This window comes from Nocardiopsis mwathae (assembly GCF_014201195.1).
In the GTDB taxonomy this organism is placed as follows: Bacteria; Actinomycetota; Actinomycetes; order Streptosporangiales; family Streptosporangiaceae; genus Nocardiopsis_C; species Nocardiopsis_C mwathae.
In genome coordinates this window covers 2,274,515-2,294,989 of sequence record NZ_JACHDS010000001.1, presented here as the reverse complement: position 1 = coordinate 2,294,989, position 20,475 = coordinate 2,274,515, and the positions used below count along the sequence as shown (strand labels likewise).

Genomic DNA, 20,475 nt, shown 5'->3' with positions numbered 1-20,475 from the left:
TGTGCCAGGGGGTTCCTGGGGGTCCTGCCGGGGCGGGCCGGCCAAAGGCACCGCCCCTCAATCGATCCAGTGCCGGCGGCGCTGGAACGGGTAGGTGGGCAGCGGGGTCCGGCGGCCGGGCCCGTCGCCGGGCAGCCCCGACCAGTCGAGCCGGAGGCCGGCCAGCCACAGCCGCCCGGCCAGCTCGGCCAGGGCGAAGCGGGTGCCTTGCGTCCGGCACAGGCCCGGACCGAACGCGGGGACGGCACCCGGCACCGCGGTGTCGGCGCCGACCTCGACGACGACGTCCTCGGGCTTGGCCGCCTCCTGGCCGTCCGGGGGAACCGGCCCCCCGATACGGGCGGCCGCCAGCGCCTCGGACAGCGGCATCGCTCCGGCCAGGCAGGCGGTCGCCAGGTGGCCCACCCCCCGCCCGGTGACCAGCCGCGGCGGCGCCCCGAGCGCGGCCAGTGCCCGCCCCAGCGCGTACTGGGCGACGAACGCGGCCGCCTGCGGCCCGGCGTCGGCCGCGCCCGCCGGGGCGGCCGCGGCACACTCCTCGACCGCGGCGGCGAAGGCGGGCACGTCGGCGCGCAGGTCGGCGTCGTCGCCCAGCGGGGCCGCCGCGGTGCCGAAGCGCAGCACCACCTCGCCCGGGGCGGCCGCCGCCGCGGCGGTGCGCCCCGGATCGTCGCCCGTGAGCGCCGCGACCGCATCGGGCACGCTGCGGCACACGGCGATCCTGCGGTAGACGAAGGGAGTGCGGCCGGTCCGCAGCGTGTGCGCCACGTCCCGCAGCTCCGCCTCGGGGCACAGTTCCAGGTGCGTGCGCAGCCGCGCCACGGCCTCCTCCAGCGCCCCGGGGGTCCGCGCCGACACCGCGAGCAGGTGCGGCGCGCCGGTTCGGGGGGCCGGCCGCCGCGGTGGCTCCGGGGCCTCCTGCAGGACGGCGTGGGCGTTGGTGCCGCCGATACCGAAGCTGTTGACCGCGGCCCGCCGCGGCTGCCCGCCGTGCCGCCGCCACGGCTCGACCTCGGTCTGCAACCGGAACGGGCCGTCCGGCGCGGCCAGGGCCGCGTTCGGCGCGGTGTGCCCGATGGTCGGCAGCAGCGTGCGGCGGTCCAGCATCAGCGCCGTCTTGATGAGGCTGGCGATCCCCGAGGCGTGCTCCAGGTGGCCCATGTTGGGCTTGAGCGTGCCGACGGGGCAGGAGCGAGGGGCGGTCCGGCCCGGGGCGTACACCTGGGCCAGGGCGTTGAGCTCGATGGTGTCGATGACCATCACACCCAGGCCGAGCGCCTCGACGTAGTCGACCTCGGCCGCGCTGACCCCGGCGTTGGCCAGGGCCTCGGCGGCCACCCGCGCCTTGCCGCCCCGCCCCGGTGCGGCGTACCCGGCGCGGGCGCCGCCGTCGCAGTTCACGGCGGTGCCCAGGATCGCGGCGTAGACGTGGTCGCCATCGGCGTGCGCGTCGGCCAGCCGTTTCAGCGCCACGACACCCAGCCCGTTGCCGATCACGGTCCCGCGGGACTCGGCGTCGAAGCTGCGGCACGCGCCGTCGGGCGACTGCGTCCCGGCCTCGTCGTAGCGGTACCCGGTGGCCTGCGGGGTGTGCACCGCCACGCCCCCGGCCAGCGCCAGGTCCGTCTCGTAGCCCAGCAGGCTCTGGCAGGCCAGGTGGACCGACGTCAGCGCCGAGGAGCTGAACGTCTGCACGGCGATGCTGGGGCCGCGCAGGTCCAGCTTGTAGGACACCATCGAGCACAGCGAGTCCCGGTCGTTGCCGACCGCGTAGCGCATCCGCTCCGACTCGCGCCGCAGCTCCGGCGCCTCGGCCGCGCCCTTGCGGCCGCCCAGCCGCGCCAGGTAGGAGGGGAAGCCGCACCCGGCGAACAGGCCCACCGGCAGCCCCGGCCCCATCGGGTCGTGCCCGGCGTCCTCCATCGCCTCCCAGACGCACTCCAGGAACAGCCGGTTCTGCGGGTCCATGGCGGCGGCCTCATCATCGGTGAACCCGAAGAACTCGGCGTCGAAGTACTCCGCGTCGGCCACATCGGCGGTCACGGGCACGAAGGCGGGATCGGCGAGTGCCTCGGGGGCCAGGGCGCGCAGCTCCGCATCGCTCAGCGGGCGGATCGACCGCACCCCGGCGGCCAGGTTGTCCCACAGGGCGCCCACCGAGCCGGCCCCGGGAAACCGCCCGGCCACCCCGACGATCGCCACCGCGGACTCCGGATCGATGCTCATGCGCGGCTCCTCCTGTGCTCGGGTCGGTCGGGGGCGGCGCCGTCGGCGCCAGGGGCGGCCGTGGCCCGGTCGGGCGGGGTGGCCGGGGGCCGGGCGGGCGGGGTGGCCGGGGGCCGGGCGGAGACGGCGCGGCGCACGGGCTCGCCGTCGGGCAGGGGCCGGGACCGCCTGCGGGGGGTGCGGATCATCGGCCGCCCTCCCGTCCCCTGCGGCGCAGCATCCGCTCGCGGCGTATCCGGCCGCGGTCGGCGTCCGGCTCCACGGCCTCGGCGCCGCCCGGTCCGCCGGGCCGGTCACCGTCGACGAGCCCGGCCAGCCCGCGCACCGTCGGCGCCTCCAGCAGCGCCGCCGCGGACAGCCGCACCCCCGTCTCCTTCTCGATCGCCGCCACGATCGCCAGGCCGACCAGGGAGTTGCCGCCAAGATCGACGAAGGAGTCGTCGACACCCACGCCGTCGATGCCCAGCCGCTCCTGCCACAGGGCGGCGATGCGCTCTTCGGTCGGGGTCGACGGGGCGACGAACGGGGTGCGCAGCCGCGGCCGCGGGTAGCGCTGCGCCGGGGCGGCGCTCTGCCCGGGCAGTTCGGCCAGGCCCGCCCACTGGGCCGCGGCCGCCTCCATGTCCTGTGGGATCACCAGCACCTGCGGCGCGTCCGCGGCGAGGATCCGGGTGAGCAGGTCGTGGCCCTCGTCGAAGGTGATCCCGTAGCGCTCACGCAGCTCCTCGACCCTGGCGAGCGCGTCGGGCCGGTCGGCCAGCGCCGCCGCCTGCCAGCTGTCCCAGCGCCACGGCCCCCAGTCGACCGCCACCACCCGCGTCCCGGCGGGCGCGGCCTGGGCGTAGGCGCCCAGGAAGGCGTTGGCCGCGCAGTAGTCGCTCTCGCCCAGGCCGCCCAGAACGGCGGTGGCCGAGGAGTACAGGGCGATGAAGTCCGGCGGGTCCTCCGCCAGCGCCTCGGCCAGCGCGAGCGTGCCGGCGACCTTGGGGCGCAGCACCCGGTCGAACCGGTCGGCCGTCTTCGCCTGTACCAGGCCCTCACCGGGCACGCCGGCCGCGTGGACGACACCGTGCACCGTGCCGAAGCGCTCGCGGGCCGCGGCCACGACCGACCGCGCCTCCTCGGGATCGGCGATGTCGGCGGCCACCGGCAGTACCTCGGCACCGGCCGCCTCCAGGTCGAGGAGGCCCTCGATCCGGCGGCGCAGCTCCGGGTCGGTGTCGTCGGCGGCCAGCAACCCGGTCCAGAGCTCGCGGTCGGGCAGCGCGGTGCGCCCGACCAGCGTCAGCCGGGCGCGCAGGGTGCGCGCCAGGTGACCGGCCAGGGCGAGGCCCAGCCCGCCGAGGCCGCCGGTGACCAGGTAGCCGCCCTCATCCCGCCACACCTCGCGCGGTTCGGCCGCGGGGAGGGGCGCGGCCCGCCAACCCCGGATCCACCGGCGGCGGCCCCGGTAGGCGGTGACCTCGGCCGCCTCGGACTGCGCCAGCTCCCGCCCCAGCCGACCGGCCGCCTCCCGGGCGGCCCACGGTTCGTCCAGGTCGATGTCGACGACCCGGGCGCGGACGCTCGGGTACTCCAGGTCGATGGAGCGGCACACACCCAGCGCGGTCGCCCGCTCCGGGTGGCCGCCGTCGCCGCCGGTGACCGCCAGCGCGTTGGCCGTCAGCGCCACCAGCTCCACCGGCTCGCCCCCCAGGGCCCGGCCCAGGGCCTGGGCGAGGAAGAGGAGGCTGTGCGGACCGGCGGCGGCCGCGCCGGGGACGGCGGCCCGGCCCGAACCCTGCGAGCGGGCCGACCAGGCGTGCACGATCCGGCGCACCGGCCCGTGCCGCCGGACGACCTCGCCCAGCAGCTCAACGTAGGCCTCGGGCGACGCCGGGTCGATGGACAGGGGCTCCTCGGCGGTCCGCGCCCCCGCGTGCCGGCCGGACCGGGTGTCGGCCGCAGCCTCACCGCGCGGTTCCACCAGCACCGGGGTGCCCGCACCCGAGTCCGCGAGCCACGCCGCCAGTTCCGCGCAGACACCGTCGGCGTCGGCGAACAGCAGCCACACCTCAGGGTCGGCCGGGAGCGGCGGGCGGGGCGCCGGTGCCTGCTCCCAGACCGGGGCGTGGCACCAGTCGGCCAGGTCGGGCAGCTTGCCCCCGCGCCGGACCTGCGACCGGGAGGGCACCGGCCGGGACCGGTCGGCGCTGTTGGGAGCGGCCGGCCAGAACCGGGTGTGCTCGAAGGGGTAGCCGGGCAGCGGCACGAGCCGCCCCTCCGGCCCCAGCTCCCGGGTGTCCAGGTCGACGCCCTGCTCCCACAGCCGCCCGGCCGCGCCCAGCAGCACCTCGGTGTCGTCGTCGGGCTGGTGCTCGGGGCGCATCGAGGCCACGGCGCTCGCGCCGCCGCGCAGCACCTGCATCGCCAGCCCCGACAGCGTCTGCCCCGGGCCGGCCTCCAAGAGGACCGGCGGGGTGTCCGCGCCGACGGTCGCCAGCCCCTCGGCGAACCGGACGGTGGAGCGGGTGTGCGCGGCCCAGTAGGCGGGGTCGCGCGCCTCCTCCGCCGTGATCCAGTCACCGGTGAGGTTCGCGGCGAACGGGATGCGCGGCTCTGAGCGGGGCACGCCCCGCACCACCTCCGCCACCCGCTCGGCGACGGGGGCGAGCAGGTCGCAGTGGAACGCGTGGGTGGTGCGCACCCGCTGGCGGGCCACACCATTGAGACTCGCCTCGAACTCGGCGACCGCCTCCGAAGCACCGCTGACCACCGTCATCGCCGGGCCGTTGACCGCCGCAACCGACAGCTCGGGCGGCAGCATGGACCGCACCCGCTCCTCGGGTGCCGCCACCGCGAGCATGGCGCCCGGCTCGGTGGCGTCGATCAGCCGGGCGCGCTCGGCCACCAGGCGCAGCGCGTCCTCCAGGGTGAACACGCCCGACACGCAGGCCGCCACGTACTCGCCCAGGCTGTAGCCGATGAGCGCGGTCGGGCGCACCCCGAGGCTCATCCACAGCCGCGCCAGCGCGTACTCGGTCACGAACACGGCCGGGTGGGCGACCTCGGTGCGGTGCAGCGGCGACACCGGCCCCTCGGCCTGTCCCCGGCCCATCAGGGCGCGCAGGTCCAGGCCGCCCGACGGGGCGACCTCGCCCTCGGGCGAGGTGCCGCCCTCGGGGTCGAGCAGGTCGCGGACGTCGGCGCCCAGGGGTTCGCGCAGGATCTCCGCGCACTCGTCCACGGCCGCACGGAACGCCGCGAAGCGCTCGTAGAGGCCGCGACCCATCCCGGGGTACTGGTCGCCGACCCCCGGGAACATGAACACCACCGGCGCCGCCGCGCGGGCGCGCACGCCCACCCCGTGCTCGGCCTGACCGGCGAGGTCGGCCAGGGCGCCGCGCGCGTCGTCGGTGTCGCGGACCACCAGCGAGCGGCGGTGGTCCAGCGCGCTGCGGCCGGTGCGCAGGGTGTGCGCGACGTCGCCCAGCGCGGGCGCGCCGCAGTCCGTCCGACCGCCGAGGTGGTCGGCCAGCCGCCCGGCCGCCGCGGCGAGGGCGGGCTCCGAGGCAGCCGACAGGGTGAGCAGGTGCGGGCCCTGCTCCCCGGCCCCGGACCCGCGGTCCTCGGGCGGCGCCTGCTCCAGCACGGCGTGCGCGTTGGTCCCCGACCAGCCGAAGGAGCTCACCCCGGCGACCCGGGGCCGGCCGTCGCCCGGCAGCGGCACCGGGTCCTCGGGCAGCACCAGGGTCGCCGCCGCGTCCTTCACCGCCGCGATCGGCCGGTCCAGGTGCAGGTTGCGCGGGACCTCTCCGTGCCGCAGTACCAGGACCGCCTTGATGAGCCCGGCCATGCCCGCCGCACCCAGCAGGTGGCCGAGGTTGGTCTTGACCGCGCCGACCACCAGCGGGTGCCGGTCGGCGGGGCGGGGGCCGAACGCCTCGGCCAGGCCCTCGATCTCCAGGGAGTCGCCCAGCCGGGTGCCCGACCCGTGTGCCTCCACGTAGTCGACGTCGTCGGGCGCGGTGCCGGCCGCCGCCAGGGCCGCGCGGACCACCGCCGTCTGCGCCTGCTTGTTCGGAGCGGTCAGCCCGTTGCTGCGGCCGTCCTGGTTGACGGCCGAACCGCGCAGTACCGCCAGCACCCGGTGCCCGTTGGCGCGTGCGGAGCTCAGCCGCTCCAGGACCACCGCACCGCAGCCCTCGCCCATGAGGAAGCCGTCGGCCGACTCGTCGAAGGTCTTGCAGCGCCCATCGGCGGCGAGCATCCGCATCCGGTACGCCTGCACCATCCCGTCGGGGTGCGCCAGCGCGCTCACCCCGGCTGCCAGCGCGAGGTCGCACTCGCCCCGGCGCAGGGCCTGGGCCGCCAGGTGCACGCCCACCAGGGACGACGAGCACGCGGTGTCCACGCTGAGCGCGGGCCCGCGCAGGTCCAGTAGGTAGGAGAGCCGGCCGGCGGCGACACTGGGCGCCGCGCCGATCCCGAAGTTCGGGTCGTCCAGGCACGCCCGTCCGTCTTGGTCGAGCTGGAGCTGGGAGTACTGGCCGGTGTCCATCATGCCGAGGAACATGCCGGTGCGGCTGCCGCGCAGCCCGTCGACCGCGATCCCGGCGTGCTCCAGCGCCTCCCAGGCCACCTCCAGGACAAGGCGCTGCTGCGGGTCCATGCGCAGTGCCTCGCCCGGCGAGATGCCGAACAGGCCGGCGTCGAATCCGGCGATGTCGTCGAGGAACCCGCCGTGGCGGGTGTAGACGGCGCCGGGGCGGTCCGGGTCGGGATCGAAGTAGGCGTCCGCGTCCCACCGGTCGCGGGGCACCTCGACGGCGGCGTGGCCGCCGCCTCTCAGCAGGTCCCAGTACCGGTCGGGGCCGTGCGCTCCGCCGGGGAACCGGCAGCCGAGGCCGACCACGCACACCGGGTCGGCCTCGGGGCCCGCGCCGGCCGGCGCGGGGTGGCGGGCGGCCGCGGGGGAGGGCAGCGCCGTGGGGGTGCGTGCGGGTTCGGGGTCTGCGGCGGGGGCGGTGAGGTAGGCGACCAGCGCGTCGATCGTGGGGTGCTCGTAGACCAGGGTGGGCGGCAGCGGGCGCTGCAGCCACTCCTCCAGTTCGCCGGAGAGGCCGACGGCATCGGCCGAGGCCATGCCGTAGCTCTCCCAGGTGTCGCGCGGGTCCACCTCGGCCGGCTCGATGCCGCCGAGGTCGGCGACCCGCTCGGTCAGCCAGGCCCGGAGCCGCGCGGCGTCCGGCGGCGGGGTGCGGTCGGTGGTGTCGTCGGCCATGGCTTCTAGACCTCCTCCGGGGCAGGGGCGGGCGGGGTGATACGCGCGGCGTCGAGCGTGCCGTCGAGCACGGCGTCGCGGCAGGCGAAGCGCTGGACCTTGCCGCTGGCGGTCAGCGGGATGCTGCCGGGGCGCACCGCGAGGACGCGGTCGAGCTGCACCCCGTGCTCGGCGCCGACCGCCTCGCGCACGGTCTTGGCCAGCCGGTCCTCGTCCGGGCCGTCGTCGGGGTCGGCCTCGACGACCGCGACGATCTCCTCGCGGGTGCCGTCGTCGACCGGGAACACCGCGCACTTGTGGGCGTCCAGTGCCGGGTGGCTCTCGCGGATGGTGAGTTCGAGGTCCTGGGAGTAGAGGTTGCGGCCGTCGACGATCAGCACGTCCTTGATCCGGCCGGTGATGTAGAGCAGGCCCTCGTGGAGGAAGCCGAGGTCGCCGGTGCGCAGGTAGGTACGGCCCGGGGTGCCGGCGAGCACGGCACCGAAGGTCTCGGCGGTGCGCTCGGGGTCGTTGTAGTAGCCGCTGCCCACGTTGGGGCCGTCCAGCCAGATCTCGCCGACCCGGCCGGGCGGGCAGGGGGTGGTGGACTCCGGGTCGACGATCACGGCCTCGACACCGTGCACCACCTGGCCGCACGCCACCAGGGTGCGTGCGCCGGGCGCGCCGGCGGCGGGCACGACGTCGTTGTGGGCCAGCGCCTCGGCGTCGCAGCCGAGCGTCCGCACCCCGGTCTCCGCGGGGCCGCCGCTGACCAGCAGGGTGGCCTCGGCGAGGCCGTAGCAGGGCAGGAAGGCGGTGCTCCGGAAGCCGCACGGTTCGAAGGCCTGAGTGAACGCTTCGATGGTGGCCGGGCGGACCGGTTCGGCGCCGCTCAGCGCCAGGCGCAGGCCGGAAAGGTCGAGGTCGGCGCGCTGGCGCTCGTTGACCCGCCGCACGCACAGCTCGTAGCCGAAGTCGGGGGCGACCGTGCCGGTCACCGGCAGCCGCGAGATCGCCGACAGCCACGCCGCGGGCCGCTGCAGGAACTCCAGCGGGGACATGAGCCAGACGGGGAAGCCGTCGTGGAGCGGTACCAGCGCGCCCGCGACCAGGCCGGTGTCGTGGTGCATGGGCAGCCAGCTGACCAGGCCGTGCTCCGGGCCGAGCCCGCAGGTGCGGCTGATCTGATCGAGGTTGTGCAGGGCTGCGGAATGGGTGATCACCGTGCCCTTGGGCTGGCCGGTCGACCCGGAGGAGAACTGGAGGTAGGCCGGGTCGTCGGGGGTCGGCCGGGGCGGGCGCCAGTCGGCGGGGTCGGCGGTGAGCAGGTCGGTGGCCACGGGGGTGATGCCCAGCGCGGCGGGGCCGGTGGCGCCGTCGGTGCCCAGCGCGGCGGCCAGCCGGGCCAGTAGCCCGCCGGTGGACAGCAGCAGGGTGGCCTCCGCGGAGGCGGCGATCGCCATCAGCCGGGCCAGTGCCTGGGTGGCCTTCCGGGCGTTGGGCGGGGGCACCGGTGCGGGGATGAGCCCGGCGTACAGGCAGCCGTAGAAGGCGGCGAGGAAGTCGAGGCCCGGCTCGTAGAGCAGCAGCGCCCGGTCGCCGGGCCGGGCCAGGGGGGCCAGTCCGGCCGCGATGCCGCGCGCCGCGTCGTCCAGGCCCCGGTAGGTGAGGTCGGCGGCCGCCTCGCCGCCGTGCAGAAAGGTGAAGGCGGTGCTGTCGGGCCGCGTCTCGGCCCGGTCCCGGCACAGGTCGTACAGCGTGGTCGATGCGGGCATGGCTGTTTCTCCGTAATACGTGGATAAGCAGGCAGGAGTGCATCGTTCATTCGCGAACCGCCTTCTCCGCATGGGTGGGGGAGAAGTGCGGTCGCACAGGCTCGTAGCGAGCGAAAGCGGGCTGTGAGAGGAAAGTACCTGTCGGTAACTTATTTTTCCAGTGCCCGGGAAGATCGTTCTTCTGGGGATTTGTTAAATGGAGGTAACGTACTCGTCTGTGTCGACGTATGAGCAGGTCATTGCGGTAGTGAAAGTATTAATAAGTGTCCTGGACGAATCCTTCGATCGCCTGCACTTCGGTCTCGATGATTGAATCTTCGCCGGTGTCGAGTCATTGAGCAGCGGAAATTCCCTGCGCCCCATATTCGGTACCTGCTTCGGGTGGCGTTCATCACAGCGGGCGGTGCTGAATTCGCCGATCCTGCGCAAATCCGGGCAGAAGTGGGCGTCCGGCGCGGACCCCTTCCGTTGGTCTCGGCGACGTGCGCCGAATGATCGCCGGCATTCGGCGCACGTCGCCGAGACCAACGCAGGAGAGGGGGTATCGCGCGCCTCACCCGCCCCTGTGACCGGCGGCATATGACAGACTGCCGCCATGGCAGCTGTGAACTCCTACATGGTCGACCTCGGCACCCCCGCCCCGGACTTCACACTCCCCGCGGTCGGCGGGGGCACGGTGTCCCTCGGTGACTTCGCCGACGCCCCGGCCCTGGTCGTGTTCTTCCTGTCCAACCACTGCCCCTACGTACGCCGGATCGAGAACGGCATCGGCGCAGTGACCGCCGAATACATGGACAGGGGCGTGGCCACCGTCGCGATCTGCAGCAACGACGTCGCCGACTACCCCGACGACGATGCCGCGCACCTCGCCGAGCAGGCCCGGCGGGCCGGGTTCGCCTTCCCCTACCTCGTCGACGAGTCCCAGCGGGTCGCCCTGGACTACCGCGCGGCCTGCACCCCCGACCTCTTCGTCTACGACGGCCGTCAGCGCCTGGCCTACCGCGGGCGGTTCGACGCCGCGCGCCCCGGCAACGACCTCCCGTCCGACGGCGCCGACCTGCGGGCCGCGCTGGAGGCGGTCCTGAGCGGCAGGCCGGTGCCCGAGCCGCACACCCCCAGCCTCGGCTGCGGCGTCAAGTGGAAGCCGGAGAACGACCCGGACGCCTGACAGGTGCTTTTCCCACGGCATGACGAAAAGGCCGACCGGTGCGGAGGGTGGTGCACCGGTCGGCCTTCGTGTGCCGATGGACCCGGCGGGCCCGGGGAGGGAGGACGTGGGGCCTGCCCGGGCGCTGCCGATCAGCCCGTCAGCGGGTGAGCAGGGTCAGGTTCCACTGGTTCAGGATCGGGTTGAGCGGCTGGAAGTAGGTGGTGCCGCCCCAGGTGCAGTTGCCGGATCCGCCGGAGGTCACGCCCTGGGCCTGGGTTCCGCTGAGCCAGGAGCCGCCCGAGTCGCCGCCCTCGGCGCAGGCGCTGGTGCGCGTGAGGCCGTGCACCGTTCCCTCGGGGTAGCGCACCGTCTGGTTCTTCGACTGGATGGTGCCGCAGCGCCAGCCGGTGGTCTGCCCGGAGCGGCAGACCGACGCGCCCACGGCGGCCTCGGCCGAGCCCGTGACGGCCACCGTTCCACCCCTGTAGTCGTTCACCAGCGGGACCGGGATGAAGTTGGAGTTGGTCACCCGCACGAAGCCGGAGTCCTGGCGCGGGAAGATGGACTGCTCCACGGTGCCGATCCGGTTGCCGGTGTTCGGGTTCTGCCAGGCAGCGCTGCCCCGGTCGCCGCAGTGGCCGGCCGTCACGTAGCCGCCCACGACCGGGAAGCCCACGGAGCACACGTACCACGCCCCGCTGACCTGGAAGTAGTAGGGGTTGCCGCCGATGAGGTCGGCGTAGGTCCGCGGCTGCTCGGCGCTCTCCTCGACCGTCACCGCGTCGGCGTCCACACCGGCCTCGGCGATGAAGTCCTCGGCGGCGGCCGCCTGACCGTGCGCAACGGTCACGACGACGGAGTCGCTGGCGGGGTCGACCCTCCAGCCCGCGATGGCGTCGTCGGCGTCCGCCTCGGCGCCGTCGAGCACGCCCATGACCTCGTCGAGCTCGGCCTCACCGTGCTCGACGACCTCGGCCTCGGCGCCCTCGGCCTCGACCGCCTTCACGGCGTCGGCGTCGGTCACCTGGACGGTGAGCTCTTGTGTGCCGATGTCGAAGAGGGCGCCGCCGAAGTCGTCGCCCAGGGCGGTGCGCAGCTTCTCCTCGACGGCCTGGGCCTCGGCCTCGGCTTCGAGGAGGTCGGTGGCCGCGGCCTCGGTGAGGCCGAGGTCGCGCTGCATCGCCTCCAGTTGTTCGGGGGATGCCGCCGGCGACTCGGGTGCGGCCTGTGCCGCCGGCGCCACGGCGAACGTCAGGCCCAGAGCCAGAACGGTTCCGCCGATCGCACGGGTTGTGCGGGATGTTGTGCGGGGTGGTGTGGGGGATGAAGACAATTCCCTGCCCTTTCATAAGGGGTTAACAAATCGGAAACCGCGCTCCGAATCCGCAGGTCCGGGGCTCGGCTCCGGGGTCGCCGTGGACCTTGTGGGTCGCACGTCGACCGCGTTCACCATGTGGGGTGGTGAATTGTCGGGAAATCTAAGGCATCGTGCGACGAAAGCGCTAGGGGTGGAGAAAATCGGTCAAATGGGCAGATGCACCGCGAGGCAATCACCCGTCGTGATCGTTGGATTGTTGATCGATCAATCGAACTGGGCAAACGTGGATCCTGTGATCACGTTCTGTTCGACCTTCAACATCCGTCCGAGGTCACGGGCTCAGCGGGGTGGCCGGATGCGGCCAATGCCGCAGGAAGAGGTTTAAGTCCTGATTGCCCGGTGGATGTGGTGCCGCTGTCAACGGCCCCCGGCGTCGCGGGCGTGCCCGGACCGCACCCCGGGCCCACAACCGACTGCGGGCCGACCGTCCTGGCATGTCGGGGCACGGGGCACTACCCCCAGAGGGTGATCAGCGCGACACTGGGACGGGGGGCGATCAGCTATGGATGCCGTCGATATCGTCGTGGTCCTCACGGCGGCCCTGCTCGTCGCGGGCCTGGGCTGGTTCTTCTTCGGGCCGCGCCGCGCCACGGCGGCCCGGGCCGAGGGCGCGGTTCAGCGGGCGGAGGTGACGGTCAAGGGTGGTTACAGCCCCAGCGTCATCCGGGTCCGCCAGGGCACACCGCTGGAGCTGGTGTTCGACCGCCAGGAAGCAGGGGAGTGCACGTCCCGGGTGGTCTTCTCCGACCTCCAGGTCTCCGCCGGACTTCCCGCGCACGCCCGCACCACCGTGCGGCTCAACCCTGACCGTGCGGGGTCGTTCGGCTTCGCCTGCGGCATGAACATGATCCACGGGACACTCCTGGTCGAACCGGCTGAGGACGCTCCATCGGCGGAGCCCGCCCCCGATGGACGCGCCCCGACCGCCGCCGAGCCGGGCGTGGCCGGGCCCGGCGGCCCCGCCGAGGACACCGAGGCCGCCGAGCGGCGCGCCGAGGTCGCCGACCTGACCCGCAGGGTCGCCGTCGGCGCCGTCCTCACCCTGCCGGTGCTGATCGCCGTCATGGCCCACGACGTGTTCGGCGCCGACCGGGTCCTGCCCTGGGTGCTCATCCCCTGGGTGCAGCTGGCCCTGATCACGCCGGTCATGTTCTACACCGGCTGGCCGATCCACATCACCGGCTGGCTCACCCTGCGCCACCGCGCCGCGGACATGAACAGCCTCATCACGCTCGGCACGACCGCTGCCTACGTCTACAGTGTCCTGGTCACCGTCGTCCCCGGCGTGTTCCCGGCCGACGTGCGCGAGGTCTACTTCGAGGCGGTCGGGGTGATCCTCACCCTGATCCTGCTCGGACGCCTGCTGGAGGCCCGGGCCAGGGCCGGAACCGGCGAGGCCATCCGGGCACTCCTGGGGCTGCAGGCCCGCACCGCCCGGGTGATCCGCGAAGGAACCGAAACCGAGATCCCCATCGAGGACGTGGCCGTCGGCGACGAGCTGGTCATCCGGCCCGGAGAGAAGGTGCCGGTCGACGCCGAGGTGCTGTCCGGGGCTTCTGCGGTGGACGAGTCGATGGTCACCGGCGAGCCCATGCCCTCCACCAAGCGGGCGGGGGACACCGTGATCGGCGCGACCGTCAACGGAACCGGAAGTCTGCGCGTGCGCGCCGCCAAGGTCGGGGCCGACACCATGCTCGCCCAGATCATCCGCCTGGTCCAGCAGGCCCAGGCGTCCAAGGCCCCGATCCAGCGGCTCGTCGACGCGGTCTCCGGCTACTTCGTGCCCGCCGTCATCGCCATCGCGATCGTCGCGTTCGCCGCGTGGTTCACCCTCGGCCCGCCACCCGCACTCACCCTCGCACTGGTGTCGGCCGTCGCCGTGCTCATCATCGCCTGCCCGTGCGCGCTGGGCCTGGCCACGCCGCTGTCGGTCATGGTCGGCACCGGCAAGGGGGCGCAGGCGGGCATCCTCATCCGCTCGGCGGAGGCCCTGGAGACCGCCCACAAGCTGGACACCGTCGTCCTGGACAAGACCGGCACCATCACCGCAGGGGCGCCCGTCCTCACCGACGTGCACCCGGCCGACGGCATCGAGGAGGACACCCTGCTGCGGCTCGTCTCCGGTGCCGAGGAGACCAGCGAGCACCCCCTGGCCGGCGCGATCCTCGCCGGAGCGCGCGACCGCGGACTGGCACCGCCCGCAGTCGGCGACTTCGACTCCATCACCGGCAAGGGCGTCCGGGCCACCGTGGACGGCCACGCCCTCCTGGTGGGCACCGCCCGGCTGCTCGACGACGCCGGAGTCGACACCGCACCGCTCACGCCGGTCGCGGCCGAGCTCTCCGTCCAAGGAAAGACGCCCGTCCTCGCCGCGATCGACGGCCGCCCCGCCGGGGTACTCGCCGTCGCCGACACCCTGAAGGAGGACTCCGCCGCGGCAGTCGCCGACCTGCAGCGGCTCGGGCTGACCGTGGTCATGATCACCGGTGACAGCACGCGCACCGCCCAGGCCATCGCCGCACGGATCGGGGTGGACCGCGTCCTGGCCGAAGTGCTGCCCGAGCACAAGGCGAACGAGATCCGCCGCCTGCAGGACGAGGGGCGCACCGTGGCCATGGTCGGTGACGGCATCAACGACGCCCCGGCACTGGCCGCCGCCGACGTGGGCATGGCGATCGGCACCGGCACCGACGTGGCCATCGAGGCCGCCGACATCACGCTCATCTCCGGGTCGCTGTCCGGCGTGGTGACGGCGATCCGGCTCTCGCGCGCCACCATGCGCAACATCCGCGAGAACCTGTTCTTCGCGTTCATCTACAACGCCACCGGCGTGCCGGTCGCCGCCGGTGTGCTCTACCCGCTGTGGGCCATCACGCTCAACCCGATGATCGCGGCCGCCGCCATGGCGCTCAGCTCCTTGTCAGTGGTCACCAACGCCTCCCGCCTCCGCCGCTGGAGCCCCGACGCCCCGCACCGCGCGGATCCGGGCGACGCCCGCACCCGTGCGGCCCGAGAGCAGGCGCGGGGCTGACGTCAGGGGTGTTGTTTTGCGCCTTCGGGTTCCTCGCTCGCTGCAGCGGCGGTGCTTTCGGGCCTGCGGCCGTTGGGCACCGCCGCCTCCGCGAGCTCGATCACCCTCAGGCGGTGTAGGCCAGCAGGCCCATCATCCCGGCCTCCCCGTGGTAGAGGTTGTGGCAGTGCACGAGCCACAGTCCGGGTTTGGTCGCGTCGAAGTCGCAGGCCAGGGACTGGCCCGGCAGCACGATGAGGGTGTCCTTGCGCGGGCCCTGCGGCCCCACCTGGAAGGTGTGGCCGTGCAGGTGCATCGGGTGCCACATTTCGGTGGAGTTGACGAAGGTGAACCGTGCCCGCTGCCCTTGGCGCACCTCGAACGCACCGTCGGTGGGGGCGCCGTGGTCGAAGGCGCGTCCGTTGATCGCCCAGTCGTAGTCGGCCATGCCGCCGGTCAGCTCGATCCGGTGCTCGATCTCCGGGTCACGCTCCTCCAGGCGAACCGATTCCTCCGCCGCCAGGTCCGTGGCGTGCACGACCTCGCCGTCGAGTTCGTCGGGGCGCACTGCGGCGAGCACGTCGTCCGGGGTGGAATCGATCCCGTCCAGCCAGTCGTCGAGCATGACGATCCACTCCTCGTCGTAGGAGAGCGGCTCCCGGGGGTCGTCCACGATGATCGGCGCGTAGAGGCCGCGGTCGAGCTGCGTTCCCACATGCGGGTGGAACCAGTGGGTGCCGGGGGTGTCCGCGATGAAGCGATAGGTGAACTCTCCACCGGGGGGAATGGCCTTCTGGGTGGCCGGCGGCGCTCCGTCCATGTCGTTGCGCATGGCCAGGCCGTGCCAGTGGATGGAGGTCGGCTCCGGGAGCCGGTTGTGCAGCGTGGCCAAGAGAGTGTCACCCGCGGTGAGCCGCAGTGCCTCGCCGGGGAGGGCGTCACCGTAGCTCCATGTCGGCACCGAACGTCGGCCGAGCGTGAGCTCGGACTCGGTGGCGCGAATGCCGAACGTTCGTTCCCGCCCCGTACCGGGGCGCTCTTCCTCGACCGCATCGATGATGTCGTCGGTGGGCCTGACCAAGCGCTGGGCGGGTTCGTTCGCGGCCCGGAACGGATCCCGCTCCGGGGGCGGCCTTCTGCGGTGATCATGGGTTGGCATCCGATGGCGTCCGTTGTGCCCGATCGGATCCCATGGTCATTCACGGGAGCCGGATGAATCGAGCGCCAGGCGGATGGGGCCGTCCGCCATCCTCACTCCGGCATGTCCGGAACCCGCCCGCCCACGGAAAGCGCATTCCCGCCCCGAGGGCGCCGCCGACCGTGGTGGGGCAGCGGCGCCCCACCACGCACTCGCCCTCGCCGCTGCTTTTCCCGCCGACCACCCCGCACATGCTCGCCCACAAGGCCGCCCGGCGAACCCCCACTCCCTGCGGCGGCCCTCCGGTCCTCGGCCGGACTGGGGGCCGCCGCCGTCTCATCGGGTGTGTTCCGGCGCGCCGTCGTAGCGCTCGCGGCTGGCGGCGATGGAGGCGTGGTTCTCCTCGGCCCAGTCGAGGACGGGGCGCAGGCGCTCGAACAGGGTGCGCCCGAGCTCGGTGAGCGCGTAGTCGACGCGGGGCGGCGTCTGCGGGGTCACCGTGCGGGCCACCAGGCCGTCGCGTTCCAGGTTCCGCAGGGTCAGGGTGAGCATCCGCTGCGACACGCCGTCGATCCGGCGGCGGAGTTCCGAATAGCGCAACGGTCCGTCGCCGAGCAGTGCGATCACCAGGACGCTCCACTTGTCGCCGATGCGGTCCAGGACATCTCGGACATTACACCGGCCGACATGTCCTGGGACCTCGTAAGGAACACCGGTGTTCGTTCCGAACATGGATTTTCCGTCTTTCGTCACCTGCGTTATATCGGCCATCATGTTCCTCACGTCTGTGGGTTCGCGATCAACAATACGGGAGGCAGGCATGCTCATCGCCGCCATGGTCCTGGCCGTTCTTCTCGCCGTGGCGGTACTGGCCATCGGTGTCCCCAAGGCGCTGGCACTGAAAAGTGCCGTGGACCAGACGGTCGGCCTGGGTCTCGACCTCCGGATCATGCGTTTGACCGGGGTGTTCGAAGTGCTCGGCGGGGCCGGATTGATCGTCGGCCTGCTGGGCGTTTGGCTGGGGATCGCGCAGGCCGCCTGGTTGGGTGCCGCCGCCGCGACGGGGCTGTCGGTGCTGATGGTCCTCGCGCTCGGATTCCACGTCAGGCAGGGTGACCCGGTCAAGAGCATGGCGCCTGCCGCCGTCCTCCTCGCGCTCTCGGCCGCGGCGCTGGCGACCCGGCTGCTGGCGATGTGACCCTGCGCTCCGGGGCCGGAGCCGCATCCCGGGCGGCCGCAAGGGAACGAAGTCCCAAACCGGAGTGTGATTCACTGCACATTGAATCGATCTCCCCCCTGTGTTGGCCTGGTATTCGAAATTCGGGGCGATTGGCGAAATTCCTCGTCACATTCCTTGTGTGTGGTGTTCAACGCCTGGTGAGAAGTGAATGTGCAGGTCTTTCGCGGTCCATTGTAAAGGAGGGGGCGTCCTGCCCGGCGGTCGATCGACGGACCACCGACCGGTGAATACGTGGTCGTCGGATCGGTGGTCTGGCGCCGTCACCTCCTCCGTTCCCGGCGATATTCCACTTCGGCCGGGAGCGGCATCCGGACATCGCCGGGAAGCCTTCAGACTCGAATACGGGGAGATGATCGATGTCCATCCCGTTTCCGACCGAACCGAACGCCGGCACGGGGGCCGCACCGCCCGCGCACGCCCTCGGCCCCGGTCCGGTCCACTTACCGGACGCCGCACCGTGGACCTCGTTCCACACCGTGGCCGACCTGCTCACCCACGCCGTCGAACACCACCCGCGCACCGGGCTCCGCTACCCCGCGGCCGACGACCCGCGGGATTCCGTCGCCCAGTCCTATCCCACACTCCTGGCCGAGGCCTCCCGCCTACTGGCCGGACTGCGCGCCGCGGGCCTGCGGCCCCGGGACAACGTCGTCCTGCTCCTCCGACAACCCGACGACTACGTGCCCGCGTTCTGGGCATGCGTGCTCGGCGGCTTCGTCCCCTGCCCGCTGCGCCCCCAGGCCACCGACACCGCCCGCTGGTCCCAGCAGGTGCGCCACGTCGACGCCCTGCTGGAGCGCCCCCTGTGGCTGACCACCAAAGCCCTGTGCGACGAGCTCCCCCAAGCGGGCGACGCCGCCGACCTGTCCGTGCGCCTGATCGGGGAACTCACCTCTGCCACTCCGGAAAGCGCATACCATCGCGCGGAGCGTGACGACACCGCACTGCTCATGCTCACCTCCGGATCCACCGGCCACCCCAAGGCCGTGCGGCTGTCGCACGCCAACCTGCTGGCTGCCCTGCCCGCGAAGGCGGAACGCCTGGGCGCCACTGCGTGCGACACCACGATGAACTGGATCTCCTTCGACCACATCTCCGCGATCGAGATGCACCTGCTCCCGACGAGCGTCGGCGCCACGCAGGTACAGGTCGCCCCTGAGTCCGTGCTCGGCGACCCGCTGCGCTTCCTCCGGCTGGCCGACGCCCACCGGGTCACCCTCACCTTCACCCCCAACTTCCTGTTCGCCCAGCTCAACCGTGCCATGGACCGGCTGGACGACGGATTCACCCCCGACCTGTCCGCCCTGCGCCGGGTCATCTCCGGCGGTGAGGCCACCGTCTGCGCCACGGTGCGCGGCTTCCTCGACCGCCTCGCCCCCTTCGGCCTGGACCGCGGCGTGGTGTCCCCGGCGTTCGGCATGACCGAGACGTGCGCCGGAAGCGTCTTCTCCCTCGACTTCCCCGACGTCGACGACGGGCAGGAGTTCGCCTCGCTGGGCCGCGCCGTGGCGGGGCTGGAGATGCGCGTCGTCGGCGCCGACGACGCGCCGCTGCCCGGCGGCCGCGACGGCGAGCTGCAGGTGCGCGGTCCCATGGTGTTCGACGGCTACCTCGGCGACGCCGCGGCCACGGCCGCGGCCTTCACCCCCGACGGCTGGTTCCGCACCGGGGACCGGGGACGCATCGACGACGGCCGGCTCACCCTGGTCGGCCGGAGCAAGGACAGCATCATCGTCAACGGCGTCAACTACTTCAGCCACGACCTGGAGACCGTGCTGGAGCGCCTGGACGGGGTGGCGAAGTCGTACATCGCCGCCTTCCCCATCCGCCCGCAGGGCAGCGACACCGAGCAGCTCGCCGTCCTCTTCGCGCCCGACCTGCGCCGACAGGGCGGTGCCGCGGACGGGGCGGGCGATGACGGCGAGGCCGACCTGTACCGCCTGATCGTCGCCATCCGCAGCAGCACCGTGCTGCACTGGGGGTTCCGCCCCTCGCTCATCCTGCCGCTGCCGATGTCGGCGGTCCCCAAGACGAGCCTCGGCAAGATCCAGCGCTCCCAGCTGCGCGAACGCCTGGAGGCCGGGGAGTTCGCCGCGGCCGAGGCCGACGTCGCCGCCCTGGTCACCCGCCGGCTGGGCGGCTACACCGCCCCCGTCGGTGAGACCGAGGCCGCGCTCGCCGAGATCTACGCCGAGATGTTCGACGCCGACCCGGCCGAGATCAGCGCCACCGCGAGCTTCTTCGACCTGGGCGGGACCTCGCTGGACATCCTGCGGCTCAAGGGCCACGTCGAGCGGGCCTTCGGCCTGCGCGACCTGCCCGTCGTGGGGATCCTGCGGGCACCGACCATCCGCGAGCTGGCCGCGCGGATCGACGGCGCCGGGGGAGGCGGCGGCCAGGCGGGCTCCCAGGGGGCGGCCGCCCCCTACGACCCGCTGGTGCCCCTGCAGCTCAGCGGGGACAAGACCCCGCTATTCTGCGTCCACCCCGGGGTCGGCGAGGTGCTGGTGTTCGTCAACCTCGCCAAGTACTTCGTCAGCGAGCGCCCCTTCCATGCCCTGCGCGCCCGCGGCTTCGGAGAGGGCGAGGACTACTTCGCCACCTTCGGCGAGATGGTCGAGTGCTATGTCCGGGCCATCCGCGACGAGCAGCCCTTGGGCCCCTACGCCGTGGCGGGCTACTCCTACGGCGGCATCGTCGCCTTCGAGATCGCCAAGGCACTGGAGGCGCTGGGGGAGCGGGTCGACTTCGTGGGGATCTTCAACCTGCCGCCCCACGTCCAGGACCGGATGGCGGAGCTCGACTTCGTCGAGGGAGCGGTCAACCTGGCCTTCTTCCTGTCGCTGATCACCAAGGAGCAGTCCGTCGAGCTGCCCGGGCGGCTCCGCGACGGACTGACCCGCCGGCAGCAGCTCGACTACCTGATGGACATCGCACCCCCCGGGCGGCTGGCCGAGCTCGACCTCGACGTCGCGAAGTTCGGGGCCTGGGTGGACTTGGCCCAGTCGCTGGTGCGTCTGGGGCGGACCTACGAGCCCAGCGGGAACGTGCGGTCGCTCAGCGTCTTCTACGCGGTTCCGCTGCGCGGGACCAAGGAGGACTGGCTCGACACCCAGCTGCGGCCCTGGGACGGCTTCGCTCGCGAGGAGAACCGCTACATCGACGTCCCGGGCGAGCACTACACCCTCATGGGCCCCGAGCACGTGGCGTCCTTCCAGGCGATCCTGCGCACGGAACTGGACCGGGCCCTGGGCGAGGGCCGATCCACGGAAGCCTGAGATCCGATGAGCCGATGACGAAGGGCGTCCGGTTCCCG

At 73.2% G+C, this 20,475-nt stretch carries 11 protein-coding genes; 4 read left to right on the top strand and 7 right to left on the bottom strand.

The window, feature by feature from the left end:
* Positions 1–57: 57 nt before the first annotated feature.
* The 4 genes from HNR23_RS09655 to HNR23_RS09640 are packed head-to-tail and all read right to left on the bottom strand — an operon-like array spanning position 58 to position 9,243.
* Complete coding sequence (locus tag HNR23_RS09655) at positions 58–2,226, bottom strand: beta-ketoacyl synthase N-terminal-like domain-containing protein (RefSeq protein WP_184075142.1); 2,169 nt, start codon at positions 2,224–2,226, stop codon at positions 58–60.
* Positions 2,223–2,414: a hypothetical protein gene (locus HNR23_RS09650; RefSeq protein WP_184075140.1), complete on the bottom strand. Its 192-nt coding sequence runs from the start codon at positions 2,412–2,414 to the stop codon at positions 2,223–2,225. The genes HNR23_RS09655 and HNR23_RS09650 overlap by 4 nt, the downstream gene beginning before the upstream one ends.
* Positions 2,411–7,489: a type I polyketide synthase gene (locus HNR23_RS09645; protein WP_184075138.1), complete on the bottom strand. Its 5,079-nt coding sequence runs from the start codon at positions 7,487–7,489 to the stop codon at positions 2,411–2,413. Before HNR23_RS09645 ends, HNR23_RS09650 begins: the two co-directional genes overlap by 4 nt.
* 5 nt (positions 7,490–7,494) lie before the next feature.
* The gene (locus HNR23_RS09640; protein ID WP_184075136.1) at positions 7,495–9,243 is read right to left on the bottom strand and encodes a fatty acyl-AMP ligase; all 1,749 of its coding nucleotides are present in this window, start codon (positions 9,241–9,243) and stop codon (positions 7,495–7,497) included.
* Positions 9,244–9,838: 595 nt separating this feature from the next.
* On the opposite strand from HNR23_RS09640, the gene HNR23_RS09635 reads away from it, so the two are divergent.
* A complete protein-coding gene (locus HNR23_RS09635; RefSeq protein ID WP_184075134.1) occupies positions 9,839–10,411 on the top strand; it encodes a thioredoxin family protein in 573 nt (190 codons plus the stop codon).
* A 139-nt stretch (positions 10,412–10,550) separates the two neighbouring features.
* Here HNR23_RS09635 and HNR23_RS09630 read toward each other — a convergent pair whose 3' ends face one another.
* Entirely contained in the window at positions 10,551–11,636 is a 1,086-nt protein-coding gene (locus HNR23_RS09630) for an alpha-lytic protease prodomain-containing protein (protein ID WP_184075132.1), read from the bottom strand.
* Between the two features lie 637 nt (positions 11,637–12,273).
* On the opposite strand from HNR23_RS09630, the gene HNR23_RS09625 reads away from it, so the two are divergent.
* Positions 12,274–14,802, top strand: a complete 2,529-nt coding sequence (locus HNR23_RS09625; RefSeq protein WP_184075130.1) for a heavy metal translocating P-type ATPase — start codon at positions 12,274–12,276, stop codon at positions 14,800–14,802.
* A gap of 106 nt (positions 14,803–14,908) precedes the next feature.
* Here the strand turns inward: HNR23_RS09625 and HNR23_RS09620 are convergent, their stop codons facing one another.
* Entirely contained in the window at positions 14,909–15,862 is a 954-nt protein-coding gene (locus tag HNR23_RS09620) for a multicopper oxidase family protein (protein WP_246421673.1), read from the bottom strand.
* Positions 15,863–16,255: 393 nt separating this feature from the next.
* A complete protein-coding gene (locus HNR23_RS09615; RefSeq protein WP_184075127.1) occupies positions 16,256–16,651 on the bottom strand; it encodes a winged helix-turn-helix transcriptional regulator in 396 nt (131 codons plus the stop codon).
* Here HNR23_RS09615 and HNR23_RS09610 point away from each other — a divergent pair.
* Positions 16,635–17,117: a DoxX family protein gene (locus HNR23_RS09610; RefSeq protein ID WP_184075125.1), complete on the top strand. Its 483-nt coding sequence runs from the start codon at positions 16,635–16,637 to the stop codon at positions 17,115–17,117. The genes HNR23_RS09615 and HNR23_RS09610 overlap by 17 nt on opposite strands.
* Positions 17,118–17,515: 398 nt before the next feature.
* Entirely contained in the window at positions 17,516–20,437 is a 2,922-nt protein-coding gene (locus HNR23_RS09605) for a non-ribosomal peptide synthetase (RefSeq protein ID WP_184075123.1), read from the top strand.
* Positions 20,438–20,475: the final 38 nt, after the last annotated feature.

Bases quoted from the DNA above. Each gene is read 5' to 3' on its own strand.
- HNR23_RS09625 (WP_184075130.1), top strand. From the start codon at position 12,274: ATGGATGCCGTCGATATCGTCGTGGTCCTCACGGCGGCCCTGCTCGTC.
- HNR23_RS09615 (WP_184075127.1), bottom strand. From the start codon at position 16,651: ATGTTCGGAACGAACACCGGTGTTCCTTACGAGGTCCCAGGACATGTC.
- HNR23_RS09645 (WP_184075138.1), bottom strand. From the start codon at position 7,489: ATGGCCGACGACACCACCGACCGCACCCCGCCGCCGGACGCCGCGCGG.
- HNR23_RS09650 (WP_184075140.1), bottom strand. From the start codon at position 2,414: ATGATCCGCACCCCCCGCAGGCGGTCCCGGCCCCTGCCCGACGGCGAG.
- HNR23_RS09655 (WP_184075142.1), bottom strand. From the start codon at position 2,226: ATGAGCATCGATCCGGAGTCCGCGGTGGCGATCGTCGGGGTGGCCGGG.
- HNR23_RS09635 (WP_184075134.1), top strand. From the start codon at position 9,839: ATGGCAGCTGTGAACTCCTACATGGTCGACCTCGGCACCCCCGCCCCG.
- HNR23_RS09640 (WP_184075136.1), bottom strand. From the start codon at position 9,243: ATGCCCGCATCGACCACGCTGTACGACCTGTGCCGGGACCGGGCCGAG.
- HNR23_RS09605 (WP_184075123.1), top strand. From the start codon at position 17,516: ATGTCCATCCCGTTTCCGACCGAACCGAACGCCGGCACGGGGGCCGCA.